Raw genomic sequence first — 18,532 nt, forward strand, 5'->3', positions numbered from 1 at the left:
CGCGCCATGGCCGAGTCCGCAGCCCTGTCCGACCCTGGCGCGCCTCGCGCGGGCCTCGCGGTAAGCCTGCGCGGCGTCACCAAGATCTATGACAACGGCGTGGCGGCGCTCGGGCCGCTCGACCTCGACGTAGCCAAGGGCGAGTTCGTGTCGTTGCTCGGGCCCTCCGGCTGCGGCAAGTCGACGGCCTTGCGGCTGATCGCCGGCCTCAGCGCGCCGACCTCGGGCAGCGTCGGCGTGGCGCGATCCGCAGGCGCCGATGGCGCAAGGCATTCGATCGGCTTCGTGTTTCAGGAACCGACGCTGATGCCGTGGGCCAGCGTGCGGGAGAATGTGCGGCTGCCGCTGAAATTGTCGCACGCGCCGCCTGAGGAAGCGGCGGTGCGCGTCAGCGCGGCGCTGACGCAAGTGGGGCTTGCCGATTTCGCCGGCGCTTTCCCTCGCGAATTGTCCGGCGGCATGAAGATGCGGGTGTCGCTGGCGCGCGCGCTGGTGACCGATCCCGACATCCTCCTGATGGATGAACCGTTCGCGGCGCTCGACGAGATCACCCGCTTCAGGCTCAACAACGATCTGCTGGCGCTGTGGCGCAGCCTGCGCAAGACCGTCATCTTCGTCACGCATTCGGTATTCGAGTCGGTGTATCTGTCGCAGCGGGTGATCGTGATGAGCGCGCGCCCCGGCCGGATCGGCGCCGAGTTTCACATCGACGCGCCGGAGCCGCGGGCCGAGGAGTTTCGCACCTCCGCCGATTATGCCGGCTATTGCCGCAAGGTTTCCAGCGCGCTGGCGCCGTCGTACCAGGGGCAGTCGGTCTGATGAGCGCCCTGCCGTCACCACCGGTCGCCGCGGAGCAGGCCAATGTGGGCAGTCGCCCGCTATTTCTGCTGCGCATCCTGCTTCCCGTCATCGTGCTGGCGGCCGGCATTGCGGCCTGGGAGTTCGTGGTGCGGCTCAACGATATTCCGCCCTATGTGCTGCCGGCGCCGTCGGTCGTGTTCCAGACCTTGGGTACCGACTGGCCGGTGCTGTCGGGGTCGCTGCTGACCACGCTATTGACCACGCTGGAAGGTTTTCTGGCCGCAGCCGTCGGCGGCATCGTGCTGGCGTTGTTGTTCAACCAGTCGAAATGGCTGGAATATTCGCTGTTTCCCTATGCCGTGATCCTGCAGGTCACGCCGGTCATCGCGATCGCGCCGCTGCTCTTGATCTATCTGCCGCAGCAGACCGCGGTGGTGGCCTGCGCCTGGATCGTCGCGTTCTTCCCGGTGCTGTCCAACACCACGCTCGGGCTGAATTCGGTGGATCGCAATCTGGCCGGGCTGTTTCAGCTGTACGGCGCTTCCCGGATGCAGACGCTGCGTTACCTCAAATTGCCGGCCGCGCTGCCGTACATTCTCGGCGGATTGCGGATCGCGGGCGGCCTGTCGCTGATCGGCGCCGTGGTCGCCGAGATCGCGGCCGGTTCCGCCGGCGCGGGGTCCGGCCTCGCCTACCGAATCGCCGAATCCGGCTACCGTCTCAACATTCCCCGGATGTTCGCGGCTCTGCTGTTGCTCTCCGCCGCGGGGATTGTCATCTATGCGCTGCTGGCGCTAACCTCGCATCTGGTGCTGCGGCGCTGGCACGAGAGTGCGCTTGGAAAGGACAACTGATGGCTACCGGTAGTATTTCTTCGGAGAAGATCGATTTGCTGATCTATGGGCCGGGCAGGCCCATCCTCCAGAACGGTTTTTCCGACCAGTTCGTCCTGCATGCGGCCGAAACCAAGCACGACCTCGAGCGACTGGCGGCCGTGGCGGAGAAAATCCGCGGCATCGCCGTGACCTATCATACCGTGCACGCCGACAAGTCTGCGCTGGCGCTGTTTCCCAAGCTCGAGATCGTGTCGAGTTTCGGCGTCGGTTACGACCACGTCGATTCCACCTATGCGCGTGAACACAATATCGTCGTCACCAACACGCCTGACGTGCTGACCGAAGAGGTCGCCGACGTCGCGATGGGGCTTCTGATCGCGACCTTGCGCGAATTCGTCAAGGCCGACCGCTATCTGCGCTCCGGGCTGTGGACCACGCAGAACTATCCCCTCAGCGTTGGTTCGCTGCGCGACCGCAAGGTCGGCATCGTCGGCATGGGCCGGATCGGCCAGGCGATCGGCCGCCGGCTCGACGCCTCGCGCGTGCCCGTGATGTATCATTCGCGCAAGCCCGCCGCCGACGTGTCGTACAAGCACTATCCTGACCTGATCGAAATGGCGAAGGCGGTCGATACGCTCATCGTGATCGTCCCCGGGGGCGCCGCGACCGCCAATATGATCAACGCCGAGGTGTTGAAGGCGCTGGGGCCGCGCGGCGTCGTCATCAACGTGGCGCGCGGCTCGGTGGTCGATGAGCAGGCTTTGATCGCGGCGCTGAAGTCGGGCACCATTCTGGCTGCCGGGCTCGACGTGTTCGCCAAGGAGCCGGCGGTGCCGGAGGAATTGCGCGCCATGCAAAATGTCGTGCTGTTGCCACATATCGGCTCGGCTTCGGTGGTAACGCGCAATGCGATGGATCAACTGGTGGTCGATAATCTGAAAGCCTGGTTTGCCGGCAAGCCGCCGCTGACGCCGGTCGCGGAAACGCCGGTGAAAGGCCGCTGACGATGGGACGCTGCTCTGGCATCATGCTGCCGGCGCTGCCGGCGCTGTTGGCATTGGTCGTCGGTGCTGCGCCGGCGCGATCGCAGGATGCCTCGACCCTGAAGAAGGACATGATCGGCCAGTGGGAGCTGTCGACCACCGAGCGCGGCAAGACCTGCGTGGTGACGCTGAAGGGTGATGCCTCGCCGCAGGGCCTCAAGCTCGAGCTGGAGCCGGGTTGCGGGGCATCGCTGCCCTTCACCCGGGACATCGCCGCCTGGACCATCAAGGGACTGGATATCGTGCGGCTGCAGGATGCCGCGGGCCAGCCGGTGATCGACTTCACCGAAGTCGAGAGCGGGATTTTCGAGGGCCTGAGACAGGGCGAGGGCATCTACATCCTGCAGAACCTCGCCGCCGCGCGCTCGCTGGCCAAATCGATGGATCAGATGATCGGCGACTGGTCGATGGTGCGCGGCAAGGGTGTGGTGATCTGCGGCCTGACGCTGACCAATACCGAGGCGACACCGGACAATTTCCAGGTGTTTCTCAAGCCGAAATGCGATCCTGCCATCGCGGCGTTCGCGCCGACCCAGTGGCGGCTCGATCGCGGCCAGATGATCCTGATGTCGGCCAAGGGCGACATCTGGCAGTTCGAGGCCGACGACAACGCGCAGTGGCGGCGGGTGCCCGACAGCGCCGATCCCCTGATCATGCTGCGGCAGTAATTTCCGGGCCGTCCGTCAGTCGCTCGTCGTCACTTGCCCGCCGACATCATCCAGTTGGCGATGCGGATCGACACTGGCGTTGGAGACAGCCGGCTGGAGGTCGCCATCACCTTGTTGAGCAGCCCGGTGATGACCACGCCGCGGCCGGCCTTGAGGCCTTGATAGCCGATCCGCGCGACTTCCTTCGCGTCCATCACCGGCAGTAGGCCCTTGAACAGCGCCGAACTTCCGGCTTCCGCGACGTCGGCGAATTCGGTATCGGTGGCGCCCGGGCACAGCGTCGTGACGCTGACGCCCCTGAGTTCATAGGCAATCGCCTCGCCGAAACTGAGGACGTAGGTTTTGCTCGCGCAATACACCGCCATTTGCGGGCCGGGCTGAAATGCCGCCGTGGAAGCCACCAGCATGACCTTGCCCTTGCGCCGCTTCACCATGGACGGAAGCAGCAAGCGGGTCAGTTCGGTCAGGGCCACGACATTGACCTGCAGGATCTCGGCGACCCGGAGCGGATCCGAGGTGTCGAACCGTCCGTTGATGCCGAGACCGGCATTGTTGATCAGGACGTCGACGCTGAGCCCCTGCGTTTCGAGCTCCCGGACCAGCGCGGCGGCGGCGCCGCTCTTGCTGAGATCGGCGGCAACGATGGTACATCTCGCGCCGGCGGCCTTGAGTTCCTCGGCCAGGATCCGCATCGGCTCGACACGCCGGGCGGCTAGAACGAGATCGTGGCCGTCCCGGGCCAATTCACGCGCGAGGTTGGCGCCGATGCCGCTGGAGGCGCCGGTGACGAGCGCAAGGGGACGGGCGTTGTCTGTCATGATGGCGGCTCCGAATTGATCCGGCCGGACGAGCCGGCCAAAAAGCCTCAAATTCGCTGCGCCCTTGCTTTTGACGCCGCATCGACCAGCGTACCATTCAATTGTTTCGGTTTTGCCGCCCGGGCAGGGGCTGCTTCTTTTTTTGCCAGGACCATGTCGATCCGCTGCCGGCTGGTTCGTCTTATCCCAATAGCGAGACAGTTTTGCCGGGCTTGGGGTCCGCGGCTCGCCTCAGAGGAGATTTCGCCATGCGCTTTATGTCTATCGTCACCTCCGCCCACACCGATATGCCGACGCCGGAACTGATGGAGGCGATGGGCAAGCTCGCCGACCGCGAGATCAAGGCCGGCCGGATGATCGACATGGGCGGGCTGATGCCGCTCGCGACCGGCGCGCAGGTGCGCATCAAGGACGGCGAACTCAGCGTGATCGACGGTCCCTTTGTCGAGGCCAAGGAAGTGATCGGCGGCTACGCCATCATGGAATTCCGCAACAAGGAGGAGGCGCTGGCTTCGGCGGTCGAGTTCATGCAGCTGCACCGGCAGCACATGCCGGGCTGGGAAGGGACCTGCGAGGTCCGTGCGATGGCCGGGCCGGAAGACACCGGGTGTCAGGCGGGCCAGGTCGACGCGCTCGCTCACGCCTGATGCTTGTACCCGGTCAATCCCGCCGGCGGCCAATGACGGCCGCCGGCAACGATCGCGCTCATCGGACCATTCTCGCGGTCTGGCGGAACGAGCAGCCGCGGCTGATCACCAGTCTGGCGCGGATGCTGCGCGACGTGCCGCTGGCGGAGGACCTGACGCAGGAAGCCCTGCTGGCGGCGCTGGAGCATTGGCCCGCGACAGGCGTGCCGGAAAAGCCCGGCGCCTGGCTGATGGCAACCGCCAAGCGCCGGGCGCTGGATCATCTGCGCCGCGGCCGGATGCTGGCGCGCAAGCACGGCATGGTTGCGCTCGATCTCGCGCAGGAGCAGCAGGCGATGCCCGATTTCGACGCCGCGCTCGACGACGACATCGGCGACGAATTGCTGCGGCTGATCTTCACCGCCTGCCATCCGCGTCTGTCGCGCGAGGCCCGCGCGGCGCTGGCGCTGCGGATGATCTGCGGCCTGACCACCCCGGAGATCGCGCGCGCCTTCCTCACGCCGGAGACGACCATCGCCCAGCGCATCGTGCGCGCCAAGCGCACGCTGTCGGAATCCGGGCTGGCGTATGAGACCCCGTGCGGCGAAGAACTCTCGGAGCGGCTCGCCTCAGTCTTCGAGGTCGTCTATCTCATTTTCAACGAGGGCTATACCGCCGCGCGCGGCGACGACTGGCTGCGCCCGCAGCTCTGCAACGAGGCGCTGCGCATGGCCCGCGTGCTCACCTCGATCGCGCCGCAGGAGCCGGAAGCGCACGGCATGCTGGCGCTGATGGAGCTGAACGCCTCGCGGATGGCGGCGCGCACCGATGCCGCCGGCGAGCCGATTCTTCTGCTGGAGCAGAACCGGGCGTTGTGGGACCAGCTCCAGATCCGGCGTGGCTTGCAGGCGCTTATCCGGGCGCGCGAACTCGGCGGCGCCGGCGGCTTTTACGCGCTGCAGGCCGCGATCATCGCCTGCCATGCGCAGGCTGATACGGCGGATGCGACCGACTGGCCGCGCATCGCGGCATTGTATGCGGAGCTGGCTTCGGTGGCGCGTTCGCCGATCGTCGAACTCAACCGCGCGGTGGCCGTCGGCATGGCCGAGGGCCCTGCAGCGGGGCTGGTGCTGGTGGATGCTCTGGCGCACGAGCCCGCGCTGAAAAACTATCATTTGCTGGGCAGTGTTCGCGGCGACCTCCTGCACAAGCTCGGCCGTTTCCAGGAAGCCCGCGCCGCATTCGAGGCGGCGGCGGGATTGGCGGGCAACCGGCGCGAGCAGGAGTTTCTCCGGCGTCGCGCTGCGGAGGCGGGGGCCGCCGCGAGGTCATGACGAACGGTGCGCGGGCATCCATGGCCCGCGAACCGTGCCGTTCGCGTTAGGCTGCCATCGCCGCATCGGCGGCCTGGCGCATCACGCCGGCGACAGTGCCATAGGCGATCGTCCAGGCCTCCTTCGCGGCCGGTGTCCAGTGCTCGCCAAGACCCTGTTCCAGTGTCCACAGCAATGCCGCACCGACTGAATCGTAGTGCTTTCCAGTCACGCCGTAGGCCAAATGTTTCTTGCCGAGATTTTCCAGTACCGGGATCATCGGCGCCAGATTGTCGAGGCTGCCGACCACGGCCGCCAGCGCCTGCATCAGCTTGCGGCGTTGTTCGGCCATATTAGTGCCGCCAAACATCGCCGCGGTCGAGGCATCGGTTTCGAACAGTCGCGTGTAGAACAATGTGGCGGCGGTATCCGCGATCGGGACCACCATGGCCCATGTAGCTTCGATAATCGTCTTCTGTTCCGGGGTCATCATTTTCTCCAAATGGTTGGGGCAGGTTGGTTGTCGCGATGGGTTGGATCGCGGACGGCGGCGATGGCTTCGCCATCGGCGATCGATCACCGCCGGGGCGCTGCGACGTATTCGGGCTTGCCGATCTTGATGGTGTGAGACACCGCCGGCTTGAAGACCCTGATCGGGTGAAACGGCTGCGGCGCAATTCGATGCGGGACCATCCCGTTGATGCGTCCGAGTCCGATGTGATTGAAGGCCGAGGCATCGCCGGCCGTGAGAATTGCCAGGCTGGTCAGTGCGGCGAGATAGGCTGGAATACGGGTCTTCATGGTTATTTCCTTTTCAAGAGCATCCATACGGTAGCGTATGGTATGGCGGGAAATAATGCCGCCGCTTGCCTTTGTCAATACGGTAGCGTATGGAAAGTGCATGCCGTCACGATCGCCAAAGACGTCGAGCCGAACCGGCGCCCCCGCCGACGAACGCAACAGCCGCGCCGACTGGGTGCGGGCCGGACTTGCGCTCCTGATGAAGGACGGCATCGAGGCGGTCCGTGTCGAACCGCTGGCGCTGCGTCTTGGCGTCACCAAAGGCAGCTTTTACTGGCACTTCAAGGACCGGGCGGCGCTACACGCGGCGATGCTCGAAGAATGGTCCTCCACGGCCACGGCTGACGTCATCGCCGGCGTTGATCGCGCTGCCGACGCCCGTGCGCGGCTGCGGCAACTGATCGCGCGCACCACCGCTGACCCCAAGGTGGCGCGGCTTGAAACGGCGATACGCTCCTGGGCCAACAGCGACGACAAGGCGAAAAGAACCGTCGCGGCGGTTGACAGCCAACGGCTGGATTTCGTGGCAGGTTTGCTGCAGGAGACGGGCGTCGATCCCGCGGTGGCGCAGTTGCGCGCGCGGATCATCTATCTGGTGCTGATCGGAAGTTTCTTCGCGGCCGCCACCAGCCACGTTCTGCCCGAGCCGGCGTTGTGGATCGAAGTGGAAAAGTTCCTAGTGCGCTCATGATGCCGGAAATCCGTAACCGCGGGAGAAGCCTATGACCAGTTTCGAGGACAAGCCGCCGCCCGCCGTTGGCGCGTACTGGATCAAGGAAGAAGACTATCCGGCGCTGCTGAAAATTTTCGACGATGGCGACAAGCTGCCGCCGAGCTGGAAAGAGTGGCTCAGGATTGCCGAGGAGATGGAGCAGGGGCTCAAGGCCTATGGCCACGTCGTGCTGCGTGTCCCGATCGATCCGGCCACGTTCCCGGACTGGTGCGCCGCCCATGGCACGGTTCCGGGCAGTGCAGGACGCAGAAAATTCGTCGCGGCGGCCGTGACTGAAAGATTCGGCGATCAAACCTGACGGAACGCGCGGCGCCCTAAAACCCTGACGAGACCTGATTGCGATCGACATTGGCGCCGGTGCGGGCGCGCCGGACATTGCTCACGAGCATGCCGGGCTTGTCTTCGTTGGCGGGCTTGGCGGTCGCAAGCCGCAGCACGGCGGCATAGTTCGGCTGCACTTCCATCCGCGCCGCATGCGGGCTGCGCGCCAGGATTTTGTGCACGCGCGGCAGGTTGTAACAGGGCACGTAGAACAGCAGATGATGTTCGAGATGATAGTTGACGTAGTAGGGCGCGATGAACAGCCGCTCGAAAAAGCCCGCATGCGTGGTCCGGGTGTTGCGCAGCGGATCGGCGCTGTCGGGTACGACGGCGTGTTCCGCGATATTGCGGATGCGGGTGATGACCATCATCCAGGTCAGCAGCGGCAATAGCCACAGCAGCGGATAGGCCCACCAGATTCCAGCCGCGGCGAGAACGACGAGGAAAACCAGATTGAACAGGATCTGCGGGCCGAGTTTTTGCCAAAAGTGTGCGGCGCGCTGTGCCAGCGGCCACGAGGCGTCGCCGAGCGCGTTCTGCAACTGCGCCTTGCGCTGCGCATAGCCGGTCTGGCCCGAGATATCGCGCCAGAATTTCCGGCGATAGCTCGGCCTCGTAATCGGGAACGGTGCCGAAAGGATCAGGTCGGGATCGTCCTCCTGCTGGGTGCGGGCGTGGTGCTGCAAATGATAGCGGCGATACGCCTTGGTCTCGGCGAAAACCGGCCAGGCGCAGAACCACTGGCTGAGAAACAGGTTCAGTTTCTCACTCCTGGCCAGGCAACCATGGGCGCCGTCATGCATCAGGATCGCCAGCCCGAGCTGGCGCGAGCCGATGATCGTCACCGCCAGCACGAAGGTGAGGGGATTGGGCCACGCCGCGACCATCGCGATCGAACCCAGAATCAGCGTCCACGCATGCGCGATCAGGGCGACGCTCTTCCAGGTCGAGCGCGTGCGGACCTCGATCAGCTCCTGCTCGCTCATGATGTCGCGGGCACGCATGCGAAGCGCGGTCATGGCTGTTTCTCCTTGCCGGAATCGCGGGGAGCGGAATTTCCTGCTGTGACGAGCCTGAGCCGCGCGGCATCGGCAGGCGCATCGGCCTGCGGGCCGAGCAGGCGCAGCATCTCGGCGGCCAGATCGTCAGGCGAGCGGCCCATTGCCTGGCCTTCCAGGGTGACGCCGATCGCGATGGTCCAGAACCGCCGCGCGCTAATTTCAGGATCGAGCCGCGACTGCCAGCCACGCGCCGCCATCTCGGCCGCATAGGCGCGCAAGCCTTCCGCGTGCAGCCGCTCGACCGTCCGCTCCACCAGCGGCGCCAGATCCTGGCGGCGGCGGGTCAGCGTCATCGCTTCGACGAAGAAGCCGACGGCATCCGCGCCCATCACGCTGTCGACCAGCGCCCGCGTGTAATCCGACGGCGAGAGTTGCTTGCCCGCATGCTGCTCGGCGGCGCGCGCAACGTACAGCACGTCACGGCAGGCGGCTTCGACGAACAGCGCTTCCTTGGTGCGAAAGTAATAGGTGATCTGGCTCGGAAAGGCGTCGGCCGCGGCGGCGATCGCGACAATCGAAACCGCCGCCAGCCCTTGCTCCTTGAACAGACTGCTCGCGGTATCGAGAAGACGCGAGCGCATCTGCCGGCCCGCGGTGCGCGTGGCGCGTACGGTGTGCTTGGGATCACGATCTCGCGTGGAAGCGCGCTTCATGCGTCCTCGTCGTCGCGCCAGTGCTGATATCAGGCGGCTTCCAATGTTTGTATGTTATACAAACAAATTTGTCAATGCGCCCGTAACCTGTTCTTGCGGCTCAACTTCGGTGTGATGGCGATCTCGCCGTCGCGGCGGCTGGCACTGCGACCGCATGTCTCGCAGGAAACATCCGACCGCATGCTAATCCCGAATGGCCCCGTCATCGGAAACTGCGGTGACAAGCCTTCGAACTGGAGCTCGCTTGCTGTTTCCCTCCGACCTCACCTCGTTCTTCGAACTCATCCGCCAGCACGGCAATACGGTCTACAGCCTGATGTTCGCGTACGCGTCGTCGCACAGCCTGCTGCTGACGCTGTTCGCGGGCTACGCGTCGCATTCGGGCGCGCTGAGTTTTGGCACCGTCATCGCGGTGTGCTGGATCGGCAGCTTTACGGGCGATGTCATCCGCTTCTGGATCGGGCGGCGTTACGGCACCCGCTGGCTTGGATCATCCTCCTCCAGGATTACGCGCGCGGTACAGACCGCGGCCCGGCTGGCCGACCGCCACTACATCTGGATGATCCTGCTGCATCGCTACCCGCACGGCATTCGCGGTGTCGCCGGCTTTGCCTACGGGATGTCGCAGCTGCCCTGGTCCACCTTCCTCGCGCTCAATTTCGTCGCGGCGGGCCTGTGGTCCTGCGTGACGGTCTCGGCCGGCTACGCCTTCGGCCAGGTTTCGGAGAAGATGATGAACGATGCCTCGTCCGGCCTCGGCCTGGTGATGCTGGTCCTGTTCCTCGGCGTCTCCTGGCTCGTGAGCAAGAAGCTCGAGCGCGTGGCCGAGCGGGCCACCTGAGGCGCCCGAACGCGCCTCGGAGACAGCGTCAGGAAGTTTGCGTCATCGTGCCGTGAAACTTGGAGAATGTCGGATCGGGTCCGGGCGCCGTGATGCAGGTGATGATGGTATTGTCCCTGTAGTCTTCGACATGCACTACGGTCATGCCCTGCTCCTCCTTCCATGTCACCAGGAACAGCAGGTCCCTGATCGGCTCGACGGTGATGTCAACGGTCTCGGAATTGCCACTCAGCGTGCCGTCGGGCCTCACCCCGGTGTAGGTCATCGAGCTCTCGGAATGAAAGTCGAGCTGTACCCTGAAGCCGCCGCTGCCGTCGTCGGCCTTGAAATCGACCAGGTATTTGTGGCCTACAGCGGGAAATTTATCAGCCATGGATTTCTCCCTGAACGTGGCGGGCATCTGAAATCGCAATGACTGCAAGCATAGCTCTGGCAAAAAACAATCTCAAGTTGTTTGTCGCTAAATCAACTTCATCCCCTTCAAACTCGCATGCCCGTTCTTGCCGACGATGATGTGGTCGTGCACGGAAATCCCGAGCGGGCTGGCGATGTCGACGATCGCCCTGGTCATCTGGATATCCGCACTCGACGGCGTCGGGTCGCCGGAGGGGTGGTTGTGCACCAGGATGAGCGCGGTGGCCGACAGTTCCAGCGCGCGTTTGATCACTTCGCGCGGATAGACCGGGGTGTGGTCGACGGTGCCGGTCTGCTGTACCTCGTCAGCGATCAACTGGTTGCGCTTGTCGAGGAACAGGATGCGAAACTGCTCCTTGTCGGCGAACGCCATGCCGGTGCGGCAGTAGCCGATCACGTCGTTCCAGGACGACAGCGCGATGCTGCGCCTGATTTCGCCCTTTGCGATACGTTGGGCGGCTGCCGCTATTACCTTTAGTCCGTTGATGGTGACGTCGCCGACACCCTTGACCTCACGCAGCCGAGCCTCGGGTGCGTGAATAACCTCCGCGAACGAGCCGAATACCTTAAGCAAGGATTTGGCCAGTGGCTTCATGTCGCCTCGGGGCTGGGTGAGGAACAAGACCATTTCCAGCATCTCATAGTCGCTCAGCGCATCCGGCCCGGCGCCGTAAAAGCGTTCGCGCAGCCGCTCCCGGTGGCCGTGGTAATGCGGCGTCTCGGCGGGCTGGTCCTTGTCCGGCTGCTGGGTCTTGCTGATCTTGCCTGGCATCGGCGGCAAGCATGCCGTGTGGATCAGGTTTTGCAACTCTGAAGTGTCGGGCGGACTGCCGATTTTGGACGGCAAAAAGGCGCCACGCAGGGCACGGCGCCTTCGGTGGTTTCAAATCAGCAGGGCAGCGTCACGCCTTGACCGCGGCGAACGCATAGCCGTTGCCGTCTTTCGACAGCGTGCCGACGTTGGGGAAGCCGAAGTGATAGCCGGCGATCATGCCTTTCTCGGCGATCACCCGGTCGAAGAAGGCGCGGCGGGTGGCCTCCGCCTTCGGCGCGTCGGAATCGAACATCGAGAACCAGCCGGGGTTCTTGACGAACAGCTGGTGGATGCCGGTGACATCGCCCTGGATGAACAATTGCTGCCCGCCCGATGCCACCAAAAACGACATGTGCCCGACGGTATGGCCCGGCGTGGCAATGGCGCGCACGCCGGGGACCAGCTCGGCCCCATCGGCATACTGCTTGATGTTCTTCCAGGTCGGGAAGGTCGACTGAATACGCCGCACATTGCCGCGCGCGGCTTCGGGAAGTTTCTCCACCAGCGCCGGATCGGTCCAGAACTTGTATTCGACCTCCGGCATCAGGATTTCCGCGTTCGGGAACACCTGGGCGTTGGTCTCCTTCACCCACAGGCCCGAGATGTGATCGGGATGGAAATGCGAGATCACGACCGTGGAGACGGTGGCGGGATCAAGGCCGGCCGCCTTCATGTTGTCGGCGAGCTTGCCCACGCTGGGCGGGCCGTTGCCGCCGAAGCCGGTGTCGAACAGCACGACCTTGCCGCCGGTCCTGATCGCGGTCATCGTGAACGGGTTGTCGAACTTGTCCGGTCCGATCCCGCCGGCTGTCAGGGCCTTCTTGACCTCGTCGAGCGAAGCGTTCTTGACGAAGCCGTCATTGAGAACGCGCTCGATGGTTCCGTCATGCAGGCTGAAGACCTCGATGTCGCCGACCTTGTATTTGAGGCTGTCGGCGGCGCGCTGTGCCTGAGCCGCGCCGATAAACGATACCGGTCCCTTGAGTCCGAAAACCAGTGCTGCCCCGGCGCTTCCGAGAACCAGATCGCGACGCGAAATCTCGAACATGCCACCTCCCTTGATTGTTGTCCCTCGCGCATCGGAGCCTCTGCGGCGGAGATACGATGTCCTGATAGTCTACACCGGGCCATGCGGGCTATTCCCGTTGCGATTCATTCTCGATCAGAGGCATGTTGCCGCAGCGAACGAGCCGGCGATCCGTTCGGCCGGCGCTTCGCCTCAGCGCGAACCAGGGAAACCCATATGGATACATCCGCCGCGACATCTATCGTCGCCGAAGAAATCATGATCGCCAGCGATTCGCCCGGGATCGAGCTGTTCGTCCGCAACAAGCGCCGGGCTGACCTCGCGACCTTCACGTCCGAAAAGACCATCCTGTTCGTCGCCGGATCGACCTACCCCGCGTCGACATCGTTCGATCTTCCGCTGGCGGGAGTGTCGTGGATGGATCATCTCGCCGGCGGCGGTTATGACGTCTACCTCGTCGACATCAGAGGCTATGGCAACTCGACGCGGCCGCCGGAGATGGCGATGCCGGCGGCGGACAACGCGCCGATCGTCCGCACCGAGGTAGCCGTCCGCGACATCGCGACGACGGTCGCCTTCATCCGGTCGCGGCGCGGCGTCTCCAAGCTCAATTTGATCGGCTGGTCGTGGGGCACCACCCAGATGGCGAGTTACACCGCCGGCCACAACGCCGCCGTCAACAAGCTCGTGCTGCTCGCGCCGCAGTGGATTAGGGAAACGCCAAGCCTCGCCGATCCCGGCGGCGCCATCGGCGCCTATCGCGTCGTCGAGCGAGCGGCCAGCAAAACGCGCTGGCTCAATGGCGTTCCCGAGCACAAGAAAGCGGAAGTGCTGCCGGAGGCGTGGTTCGAAGCCTGGGCCGATGCCACCTTCGCGAGCGGCCAATCAGGGCCTGGTCCGGCGCAATTGATGGCGCCCAACGGAACGATCCAGGACGCGCGCGAATATTGGGCCGCCGGCAAGCCGCTGTATGATCCGAACCGCATTACCGTCCCGGTGCTGATCGTCCACGCGGAATGGGATCGCGACTGCCCGATCGAGATGTCGCGCGCCGTGTTTGACAGGCTGACATCCGCGCCTTACCGGCGCTGGGTGGAGATCGGCGAAGGCACCCATTCGGTCTTTCTGGAGAAAAACCGCTGGCAGGTGTTCGACGCGGTGGATGGCTTCCTCGGCGAGCAACCGGGGACCTGACACGAACAGGCCCGGCCTCTTGTGCGGTTGCGCCTACACCGCCGCCTGTTGCGGATAGAAGATTGGCGTCTGGGGATCCCGATGCCAGTCATATTCGGCGGCGCTCACCGCGTTTTCCGCAACTGCCCGGCCGGCCATTCTTGAAACGAGATGGAAGCCGAGATCGGTCCCGGCCGAGACGCCCGCGGAAGTCACGTATTTTCCTGCATCGACCCAGCGCGATACGTTGTCCCAGAGCGCCCGCGGCCCGTGGCTCGCTACCCAGCCGAACGCGCCGTGATTGGTGGTGGCCGGAAGCCCGTCGAGAAATCCGCATTTCGCGAGGACCGCAGCGCCGGTGCAGACCGACGCCATGATGCGCACCTTGCTGTCCATTACGCGCATCCATTCGAGCAGGGCCGCGACCCCGGTCGGATCCGCCCTGTCGTCAAGCAGCGGCCAGGTGCCGCCACCGCCGGGCACCATCAGCAGATCGAGCGGCTCCTGCCGCGCCCGGTCGAAGTCCCAGTCCGGCGCCACCGAGGGACCGTTGATGCTTTTGACATTCGCCATGGTCCTGCCGATCAACACGATTTCGAACGGATAGGGCGGCGGCGACGAGTAGCCGGTTCCGAGAAAGCGCGCGATCGAGAAGGCCTCGAGAAAGCCCCAGACGTCGATCGGCTCGAATCGATCGTAGACGAAGATGCCGATCCGCTGGGTCCGGGGGAATGTGGACGGGCCTGCCATCTGATGCGTCCTGTTTGGATCAGTGATGGGAGGCGGCGACGCCGCCGCGTCCGTCGGGAATGGCAATCCGGATGTTCTGCATCATGCCTTGATCTTCGTGATCGAGAATGTGGCAGTGGAGCACGAAGTCGCCGATGTAACGCTCGTACCGCGTGCGGATGACGACGGTGTATTGGCCCCGTGGCCCCTGCGCGAAATTCTTCACCAGCAGGGTGTCCTTCCACACGCCCTTGAGGCCCGGATATTGCGGATCGATCACCGGGTTGCCGTTCGCATCCCTTGCGAAATTATCCACCGCCCCCGGGGCGCTGACATCGGTGGTGCCGTCAGGGGCGATGATCTTGACGACCTGGAACGGGTTGACGTGGATGTGGAAGGGGTGACTGGCGAGATTCGATTTCAGCGTCCACTCATCGACGCCGCCCAGCTTCAGGGTGCGGTCGATCCGGTTGCCGTCGTAGGGCTGGCCGTCGATCTCGAAGAACACCTCGTTGATCTGCGAGACGTCGATGTTGAAGGTGAGGGTCTGCGTCCCCGTGAACTCATTGATATCAGGGTGCGGGATGAAGCTCGTAAGCTTCAGGCCGTCGGAAATTTCCGCCGTCACCTTGGTGCGGACATCTGGCGGCATGTTCGCCGCGGCGGCGGCCAGAAGCTGGGTCTTGAGATAATCCGTGAGATCGCCCGTCACCGCGGAGCCGCCGACGCGAACGGTGCCGAGCAGCTGCGTCGGCCGCAGGTTCTGGTTGATGTTGCCGCCCGCTGTCGAGGCATTGTCGAGGACGCAGTAGTCGCCCGGCTCGGGAAACACGACCAGCGCATCCCAGCGATAGCCGGGCTGGAGCACCGCGACCTGTGTCCGCGTGGCCGCCGCCATGGTCAGGCCGTCGGCGGCGACCAGATGATAGGGCACCGGCGCTCCCGTGCAGTTCGTATCGACAAAGACTTGCGCTGCGGCGGTGCGCAGGCCGGCAGGCTCTGCTGCGGCGGGCGCGCGCTTGCGGAACTGCAGCGCAATGCTGTCGCGCACGCCGCCGTGGACCATGCGCCAGCGCTCGACCTTGCCGGCCTCGGCCCCCTGCAGACGTCCGAGCACCGCGCCATTGATGCTGGTGAAACGTCCCGAGGTGGGCCAGGTGCCCGGGCCGAACTGGTCATAGTCTTCGACGCCGCCGATGTCGCCCGGATCGCATTTGTAGGTATTGTCCGGGTTGCGCTTGATGCTGCCATCCGGGTTGCGGCACGCATATTGAATTTGCTGGAACACCAGCACGCGCTCGGGAAAGGCCTGGCCGCTGATCGGCCGCAGCAGGGTGTCGATGTCGCCATTCGCCGATGGCGTCGGTGGACGCGTGCCGCGCACGACCAGCGCGCCGGCCATGCCGCTCGATACCTGCAGCGCGGTCGAGCCGTGCCGGTGCGAGTGATACCAGAAGGTTCCCGCCGGATGATCCGGCGGAATGTTGTACTCATACTGGAACTGGATGCCCGGATTGACCGATATCAGCACGTTGTCGCTGTTGCCGCTCGGATTGATCCAGAGCCCGTGGGTATGCAAATTGGTGCCGTTGAAGCAATGCGGAACGTTGGCGCTGCCGCCCCGGACCGGGCAGGTCGAATCGGCCGGCAGTTCGTTGTGCAGGGTCATGCGCACGGTCTGCCCTGGATAGACCTCGATCTGGGGGCCGACGAAGGGCGCGTCCGGATTGACGCCCCGGCCCTGATAGCTGCGCAGCTTGACCCTGTCCTGGCGGTTCGTGGTCGGATTCCACAGCTGCGACTCCGTGTATTTGACGATCAGGTCGTAGACGATGTCGCGCAGCTCGGGGGCGGGCGCGGCGGCTCTGGGCCCCACGTTCATCATCGTCTGCAATCGCCCGGCCGGCGCACGCGGCTGCAGCACGGAGGGGTTGACGATCTCGGGAGGGCCTTGAGCTATGGCCGGCGCTGGAATGGCTCCGTACGCGGCCAGCAAGACAGCACCAAGAAGCAGGTTCGGGCGCATCGCTACCTCCTCGTCAAGGCCAGCCATCCTGAACAAGATAGCGGCTCGTTGCAAGGGTGATGTGACATAATGCTCGTTTAAATTGTTTCGCGGCGCGAGCGGTTAACAAGCCGAATTTCGTGCAACCGGATGGCTCAAGTGCGCGCTGGTACTGGCTATGTTAGATCGGTTAAGTCGCTTGCTGGGCGACATGCTCCACTCCCTCATGGTGAGGAGCGCGTTCGGTAGCGCCCTTGCGCTACCGGCGCGCGTCTCGAACCATCGGGCATCCTGCCTGCTGCCATCCTTCGAGACGCCGCGCGAAACTCGCGCGGCTCCTCAGGATGAGGTCGGTATTCATTCACATCCTCCGAGGAGACCACGTAGTGGTCGTCTCGAAGGATGGGCTGCAATACGGAAAGCAGGAGGTCTCTGGTCTCTTACGCCGCGACCGGCGGCTTTTCGGCGTGGCGCTGTGACAGCGTGAAGATCTCGACGCCGGTCGCGGTGACGCCGACCGAATGCTCGAACTGCGCCGACAGCGAACGGTCGCGGGTCACGGCGGTCCAGCCGTCGGACAGAATCTTCACATGCGGCTTGCCGAGATTGATCATCGGCTCGATGGTGAAGAACATGCCGGGCTTCAGTGTCACGCCCTCGCCGGGCCGGCCGACATGGATGATGTTGGGCTCGTCGTGGAACATGCGGCCGAGGCCGTGGCCGCAGAAGTCGCGCACCACGCTCATGCCCTGCGGCTCGACGAAGCTCTGGATGGCATGGCCGATGTCGCCGGTGGTGGCGCCCGGCTTCACCGCGGCGATGCCGCGCATCATCGCTTCATAGGTCACCTCGATCAGCCGCTCGGCCTTGCGGGCGATCGGGCCGATCGCATACATCCGGCTGGAATCGCCGTACCAGCCGTCGACTATGAAGGTGACGTCGACATTGACGATGTCGGCTTCCTTCAGCGGCCGGTCGCCGGGCATGCCGTGGCAGACCACATGGTTGATCGAGGTGCAGGTCGAGTAGCGGTAGCCGCGATACATCAGCGTGGCGGGATAGGCGCCATGGCTGAAGGCGAAGGCGCGGACGAATTCGTCGATCTCGGAGGTCGGCACCCCCGGCTTGACGATGTCGGTGAGCTCATCGAGGCATTTCGCCACCAGCGCGCCGGCCTTGCGCATGCCTGCGAATCCGCTCTGCCCATGCAGCTTGATCTGTCCGGTTTTGCGCAAGGAGGTATCTGTTGCTTCGATGTAGCTCATGGGCGGATCGCGTCTTGGCGGGGGGTGATTTGAAGGCCTAATTTAGTGATCGGGGCGGGGAGTAGCAAGCCAGGGTTGGCCAGAGTTGGTCGAGGTTGGTCGGGCCTGCTGCGATACAATGGAACCGCAGTCATATACGGCAATGCGGTCCGTGCGGCAAATTCATCCGTTCGGCACCTCGACCGTGGTCTCGACCGGCAGCGCACCGCCGCGGATGCGGATTTCGCGCACCGGATAGGGCACCTTGATACCCTCGCGCTTGAAGGCATCCCACAGCGACAGCATCACCTCGCTCTTCACATTGTCCATGCCGTCGGGCTCGGCGATCCAGAAGGTCAGGGAAAATTTCATCCCGGCTTCGGTGAATTCGATCAGGATGCAGTTCGGCGGCTTGGCCTTGATGGCGCGCGGGGCGGCCGAGGCGATATCGATCGCCAGCTTGCAGACCAGCCGCGGATCGGCGTCGTAATTGGTGCCGAATCCGATCTTCACCAGCGTGTTCTTGTCGGTGTAGGTCCAGTTGGTGACCATCTTGGTCACCAGATCCTCGTTGGGGATCAGGAATTCGCGGCCGTCGCCGGCCGCGACCG

22 protein-coding genes are annotated in these 18,532 nt (G+C 64.4%); 10 read left to right on the plus strand and 12 right to left on the minus strand.

Annotation, left to right across the window (positions count from 1 at the left end; all coding sequences use genetic code 11):
• Positions 1-6: 6 nt before the first annotated feature.
• Genes Q7T45_RS13730 through Q7T45_RS13745 form a run of 4 tightly spaced genes read left to right on the plus strand, consistent with a single transcriptional unit; the run spans position 7 to position 3,348 of the window.
• Positions 7-819 (plus strand): ABC transporter ATP-binding protein, encoded by an 813-nt coding sequence (locus Q7T45_RS13730; RefSeq protein WP_304871481.1) that lies wholly within the window; start codon positions 7-9, stop codon positions 817-819.
• Entirely contained in the window at positions 819-1,655 is an 837-nt protein-coding gene (locus Q7T45_RS13735) for an ABC transporter permease (protein WP_304871482.1), read from the plus strand. The genes Q7T45_RS13730 and Q7T45_RS13735 overlap by 1 nt, the downstream gene beginning before the upstream one ends.
• Positions 1,655-2,641 (plus strand): 2-hydroxyacid dehydrogenase, encoded by a 987-nt coding sequence (locus Q7T45_RS13740; protein ID WP_304871483.1) that lies wholly within the window; start codon positions 1,655-1,657, stop codon positions 2,639-2,641. Before Q7T45_RS13735 ends, Q7T45_RS13740 begins: the two co-directional genes overlap by 1 nt.
• Positions 2,642-2,664: 23 nt before the next feature.
• A complete protein-coding gene (locus Q7T45_RS13745) occupies positions 2,665-3,348 on the plus strand; it encodes an AprI/Inh family metalloprotease inhibitor (RefSeq protein ID WP_304871514.1) in 684 nt (227 codons plus the stop codon).
• Between the two features lie 29 nt (positions 3,349-3,377).
• On the opposite strand, the gene Q7T45_RS13750 is transcribed toward Q7T45_RS13745, so the two are convergent.
• Positions 3,378-4,166, minus strand: coding sequence for an SDR family oxidoreductase (locus Q7T45_RS13750; RefSeq protein ID WP_304871485.1), 789 nt, complete (start codon positions 4,164-4,166; stop codon positions 3,378-3,380).
• Positions 4,167-4,414: 248 nt separating this feature from the next.
• On the opposite strand from Q7T45_RS13750, the gene Q7T45_RS13755 reads away from it, so the two are divergent.
• Positions 4,415-4,813: a YciI family protein gene (locus tag Q7T45_RS13755; protein WP_304871486.1), complete on the plus strand. Its 399-nt coding sequence runs from the start codon at positions 4,415-4,417 to the stop codon at positions 4,811-4,813.
• A gap of 32 nt (positions 4,814-4,845) precedes the next feature.
• Complete coding sequence (locus Q7T45_RS13760; RefSeq protein ID WP_304871487.1) at positions 4,846-6,126, plus strand: RNA polymerase sigma factor; 1,281 nt, start codon at positions 4,846-4,848, stop codon at positions 6,124-6,126.
• A gap of 46 nt (positions 6,127-6,172) precedes the next feature.
• Here Q7T45_RS13760 and Q7T45_RS13765 read toward each other — a convergent pair whose 3' ends face one another.
• Positions 6,173-6,595, minus strand: coding sequence for a globin family protein (locus Q7T45_RS13765; protein WP_304871489.1), 423 nt, complete (start codon positions 6,593-6,595; stop codon positions 6,173-6,175).
• Between the two features lie 86 nt (positions 6,596-6,681).
• Complete coding sequence (locus Q7T45_RS13770; protein WP_304871490.1) at positions 6,682-6,906, minus strand: hypothetical protein; 225 nt, start codon at positions 6,904-6,906, stop codon at positions 6,682-6,684.
• A 55-nt stretch (positions 6,907-6,961) separates the two neighbouring features.
• Here Q7T45_RS13770 and Q7T45_RS13775 point away from each other — a divergent pair, with 55 nt between their 5' ends.
• Positions 6,962-7,597: a TetR/AcrR family transcriptional regulator gene (locus tag Q7T45_RS13775; RefSeq protein ID WP_304871491.1), complete on the plus strand. Its 636-nt coding sequence runs from the start codon at positions 6,962-6,964 to the stop codon at positions 7,595-7,597.
• A 31-nt stretch (positions 7,598-7,628) separates the two neighbouring features.
• Entirely contained in the window at positions 7,629-7,937 is a 309-nt protein-coding gene (locus Q7T45_RS13780) for a hypothetical protein (RefSeq protein ID WP_304871492.1), read from the plus strand.
• A gap of 16 nt (positions 7,938-7,953) precedes the next feature.
• Here the strand turns inward: Q7T45_RS13780 and Q7T45_RS13785 are convergent, their stop codons facing one another.
• Together Q7T45_RS13785 and Q7T45_RS13790 are read right to left on the minus strand one after the other, a co-directional pair.
• Positions 7,954-8,979 (minus strand): fatty acid desaturase family protein, encoded by a 1,026-nt coding sequence (locus tag Q7T45_RS13785; protein WP_304871493.1) that lies wholly within the window; start codon positions 8,977-8,979, stop codon positions 7,954-7,956.
• Entirely contained in the window at positions 8,976-9,674 is a 699-nt protein-coding gene (locus Q7T45_RS13790) for a TetR/AcrR family transcriptional regulator C-terminal domain-containing protein (RefSeq protein WP_304871495.1), read from the minus strand. Before Q7T45_RS13790 ends, Q7T45_RS13785 begins: the two co-directional genes overlap by 4 nt.
• Positions 9,675-9,918: 244 nt before the next feature.
• Here Q7T45_RS13790 and Q7T45_RS13795 point away from each other — a divergent pair, with 244 nt between their 5' ends.
• Positions 9,919-10,515, plus strand: coding sequence for a DedA family protein (locus Q7T45_RS13795; protein ID WP_304871496.1), 597 nt, complete (start codon positions 9,919-9,921; stop codon positions 10,513-10,515).
• A 28-nt stretch (positions 10,516-10,543) separates the two neighbouring features.
• Here Q7T45_RS13795 and Q7T45_RS13800 read toward each other — a convergent pair whose 3' ends face one another.
• The 3 genes from Q7T45_RS13800 to Q7T45_RS13810 all read right to left on the minus strand — a co-directional run bounded on the left by Q7T45_RS13800 (position 10,544) and on the right by Q7T45_RS13810 (position 12,791).
• The gene (locus Q7T45_RS13800; protein ID WP_304871498.1) at positions 10,544-10,888 is read right to left on the minus strand and encodes a hypothetical protein; all 345 of its coding nucleotides are present in this window, start codon (positions 10,886-10,888) and stop codon (positions 10,544-10,546) included.
• 87 nt (positions 10,889-10,975) lie between these two features.
• Positions 10,976-11,701, minus strand: coding sequence for a DNA repair protein RadC (radC, locus tag Q7T45_RS13805; RefSeq protein ID WP_304871499.1), 726 nt, complete (start codon positions 11,699-11,701; stop codon positions 10,976-10,978).
• 130 nt (positions 11,702-11,831) lie between these two features.
• Positions 11,832-12,791 (minus strand): MBL fold metallo-hydrolase, encoded by a 960-nt coding sequence (locus Q7T45_RS13810; RefSeq protein ID WP_304871500.1) that lies wholly within the window; start codon positions 12,789-12,791, stop codon positions 11,832-11,834.
• Between the two features lie 195 nt (positions 12,792-12,986).
• Here Q7T45_RS13810 and Q7T45_RS13815 point away from each other — a divergent pair, with 195 nt between their 5' ends.
• Positions 12,987-13,964: an alpha/beta hydrolase gene (locus Q7T45_RS13815; RefSeq protein ID WP_304871501.1), complete on the plus strand. Its 978-nt coding sequence runs from the start codon at positions 12,987-12,989 to the stop codon at positions 13,962-13,964.
• 33 nt (positions 13,965-13,997) lie between these two features.
• On the opposite strand, the gene Q7T45_RS13820 is transcribed toward Q7T45_RS13815, so the two are convergent.
• The 4 genes from Q7T45_RS13820 to Q7T45_RS13835 form a co-directional block, all read right to left on the minus strand.
• Positions 13,998-14,693 carry a DJ-1/PfpI family protein gene (locus tag Q7T45_RS13820; RefSeq protein WP_304871502.1) on the minus strand — a complete coding sequence of 232 codons (696 nt, stop codon included), beginning with the start codon at positions 14,691-14,693 and terminating at the stop codon, positions 13,998-14,000.
• Between the two features lie 19 nt (positions 14,694-14,712).
• Positions 14,713-16,557, minus strand: coding sequence for a multicopper oxidase family protein (locus Q7T45_RS13825; RefSeq protein WP_304871503.1), 1,845 nt, complete (start codon positions 16,555-16,557; stop codon positions 14,713-14,715).
• 560 nt (positions 16,558-17,117) lie between these two features.
• On the minus strand, positions 17,118-17,942 hold the full coding sequence (gene map, locus Q7T45_RS13830) for a type I methionyl aminopeptidase (protein WP_304871504.1): 825 nt from the start codon (positions 17,940-17,942) through the stop codon (positions 17,118-17,120).
• Between the two features lie 162 nt (positions 17,943-18,104).
• Positions 18,105-18,532, minus strand: a 428-nt coding sequence (locus Q7T45_RS13835) for a mechanosensitive ion channel family protein (RefSeq protein WP_304871505.1), incomplete at its 5' end; no start/stop codon positions are given.

The sequence above is a fragment of the Bradyrhizobium sp. genome (assembly GCF_030646015.1).
GTDB lineage: Bacteria > Pseudomonadota > Alphaproteobacteria > Rhizobiales > Xanthobacteraceae > Bradyrhizobium.

Excerpts from the sequence above, each read along its gene's own strand:
- map (WP_304871504.1), bottom strand. The coding sequence starts at position 17,942 with ATGAGCTACATCGAAGCAACAGATACCTCCTTGCGCAAAACCGGACAG.
- Q7T45_RS13820 (WP_304871502.1), bottom strand. The coding sequence starts at position 14,693 with ATGGCAGGCCCGTCCACATTCCCCCGGACCCAGCGGATCGGCATCTTC.
- radC (WP_304871499.1), bottom strand. The coding sequence starts at position 11,701 with ATGCCAGGCAAGATCAGCAAGACCCAGCAGCCGGACAAGGACCAGCCC.
- Q7T45_RS13785 (WP_304871493.1), bottom strand. The coding sequence starts at position 8,979 with ATGACCGCGCTTCGCATGCGTGCCCGCGACATCATGAGCGAGCAGGAG.
- Q7T45_RS13730 (WP_304871481.1), top strand. The coding sequence starts at position 7 with ATGGCCGAGTCCGCAGCCCTGTCCGACCCTGGCGCGCCTCGCGCGGGC.
- Q7T45_RS13750 (WP_304871485.1), bottom strand. The coding sequence starts at position 4,166 with ATGACAGACAACGCCCGTCCCCTTGCGCTCGTCACCGGCGCCTCCAGC.
- Q7T45_RS13790 (WP_304871495.1), bottom strand. The coding sequence starts at position 9,674 with ATGAAGCGCGCTTCCACGCGAGATCGTGATCCCAAGCACACCGTACGC.
- Q7T45_RS13755 (WP_304871486.1), top strand. The coding sequence starts at position 4,415 with ATGCGCTTTATGTCTATCGTCACCTCCGCCCACACCGATATGCCGACG.
- Q7T45_RS13765 (WP_304871489.1), bottom strand. The coding sequence starts at position 6,595 with ATGACCCCGGAACAGAAGACGATTATCGAAGCTACATGGGCCATGGTG.
- Q7T45_RS13760 (WP_304871487.1), top strand. The coding sequence starts at position 4,846 with ATGACGGCCGCCGGCAACGATCGCGCTCATCGGACCATTCTCGCGGTC.
- Q7T45_RS13780 (WP_304871492.1), top strand. The coding sequence starts at position 7,629 with ATGACCAGTTTCGAGGACAAGCCGCCGCCCGCCGTTGGCGCGTACTGG.
- Q7T45_RS13825 (WP_304871503.1), bottom strand. The coding sequence starts at position 16,557 with ATGATGAACGTGGGGCCCAGAGCCGCCGCGCCCGCCCCCGAGCTGCGC.
- Q7T45_RS13735 (WP_304871482.1), top strand. The coding sequence starts at position 819 with ATGAGCGCCCTGCCGTCACCACCGGTCGCCGCGGAGCAGGCCAATGTG.
- Q7T45_RS13815 (WP_304871501.1), top strand. The coding sequence starts at position 12,987 with ATGGATACATCCGCCGCGACATCTATCGTCGCCGAAGAAATCATGATC.
- Q7T45_RS13770 (WP_304871490.1), bottom strand. The coding sequence starts at position 6,906 with ATGAAGACCCGTATTCCAGCCTATCTCGCCGCACTGACCAGCCTGGCA.
- Q7T45_RS13740 (WP_304871483.1), top strand. The coding sequence starts at position 1,655 with ATGGCTACCGGTAGTATTTCTTCGGAGAAGATCGATTTGCTGATCTAT.
- Q7T45_RS13775 (WP_304871491.1), top strand. The coding sequence starts at position 6,962 with ATGCCGCCGCTTGCCTTTGTCAATACGGTAGCGTATGGAAAGTGCATG.
- Q7T45_RS13800 (WP_304871498.1), bottom strand. The coding sequence starts at position 10,888 with ATGGCTGATAAATTTCCCGCTGTAGGCCACAAATACCTGGTCGATTTC.
- Q7T45_RS13810 (WP_304871500.1), bottom strand. The coding sequence starts at position 12,791 with ATGTTCGAGATTTCGCGTCGCGATCTGGTTCTCGGAAGCGCCGGGGCA.
- Q7T45_RS13745 (WP_304871514.1), top strand. The coding sequence starts at position 2,665 with ATGCTGCCGGCGCTGCCGGCGCTGTTGGCATTGGTCGTCGGTGCTGCG.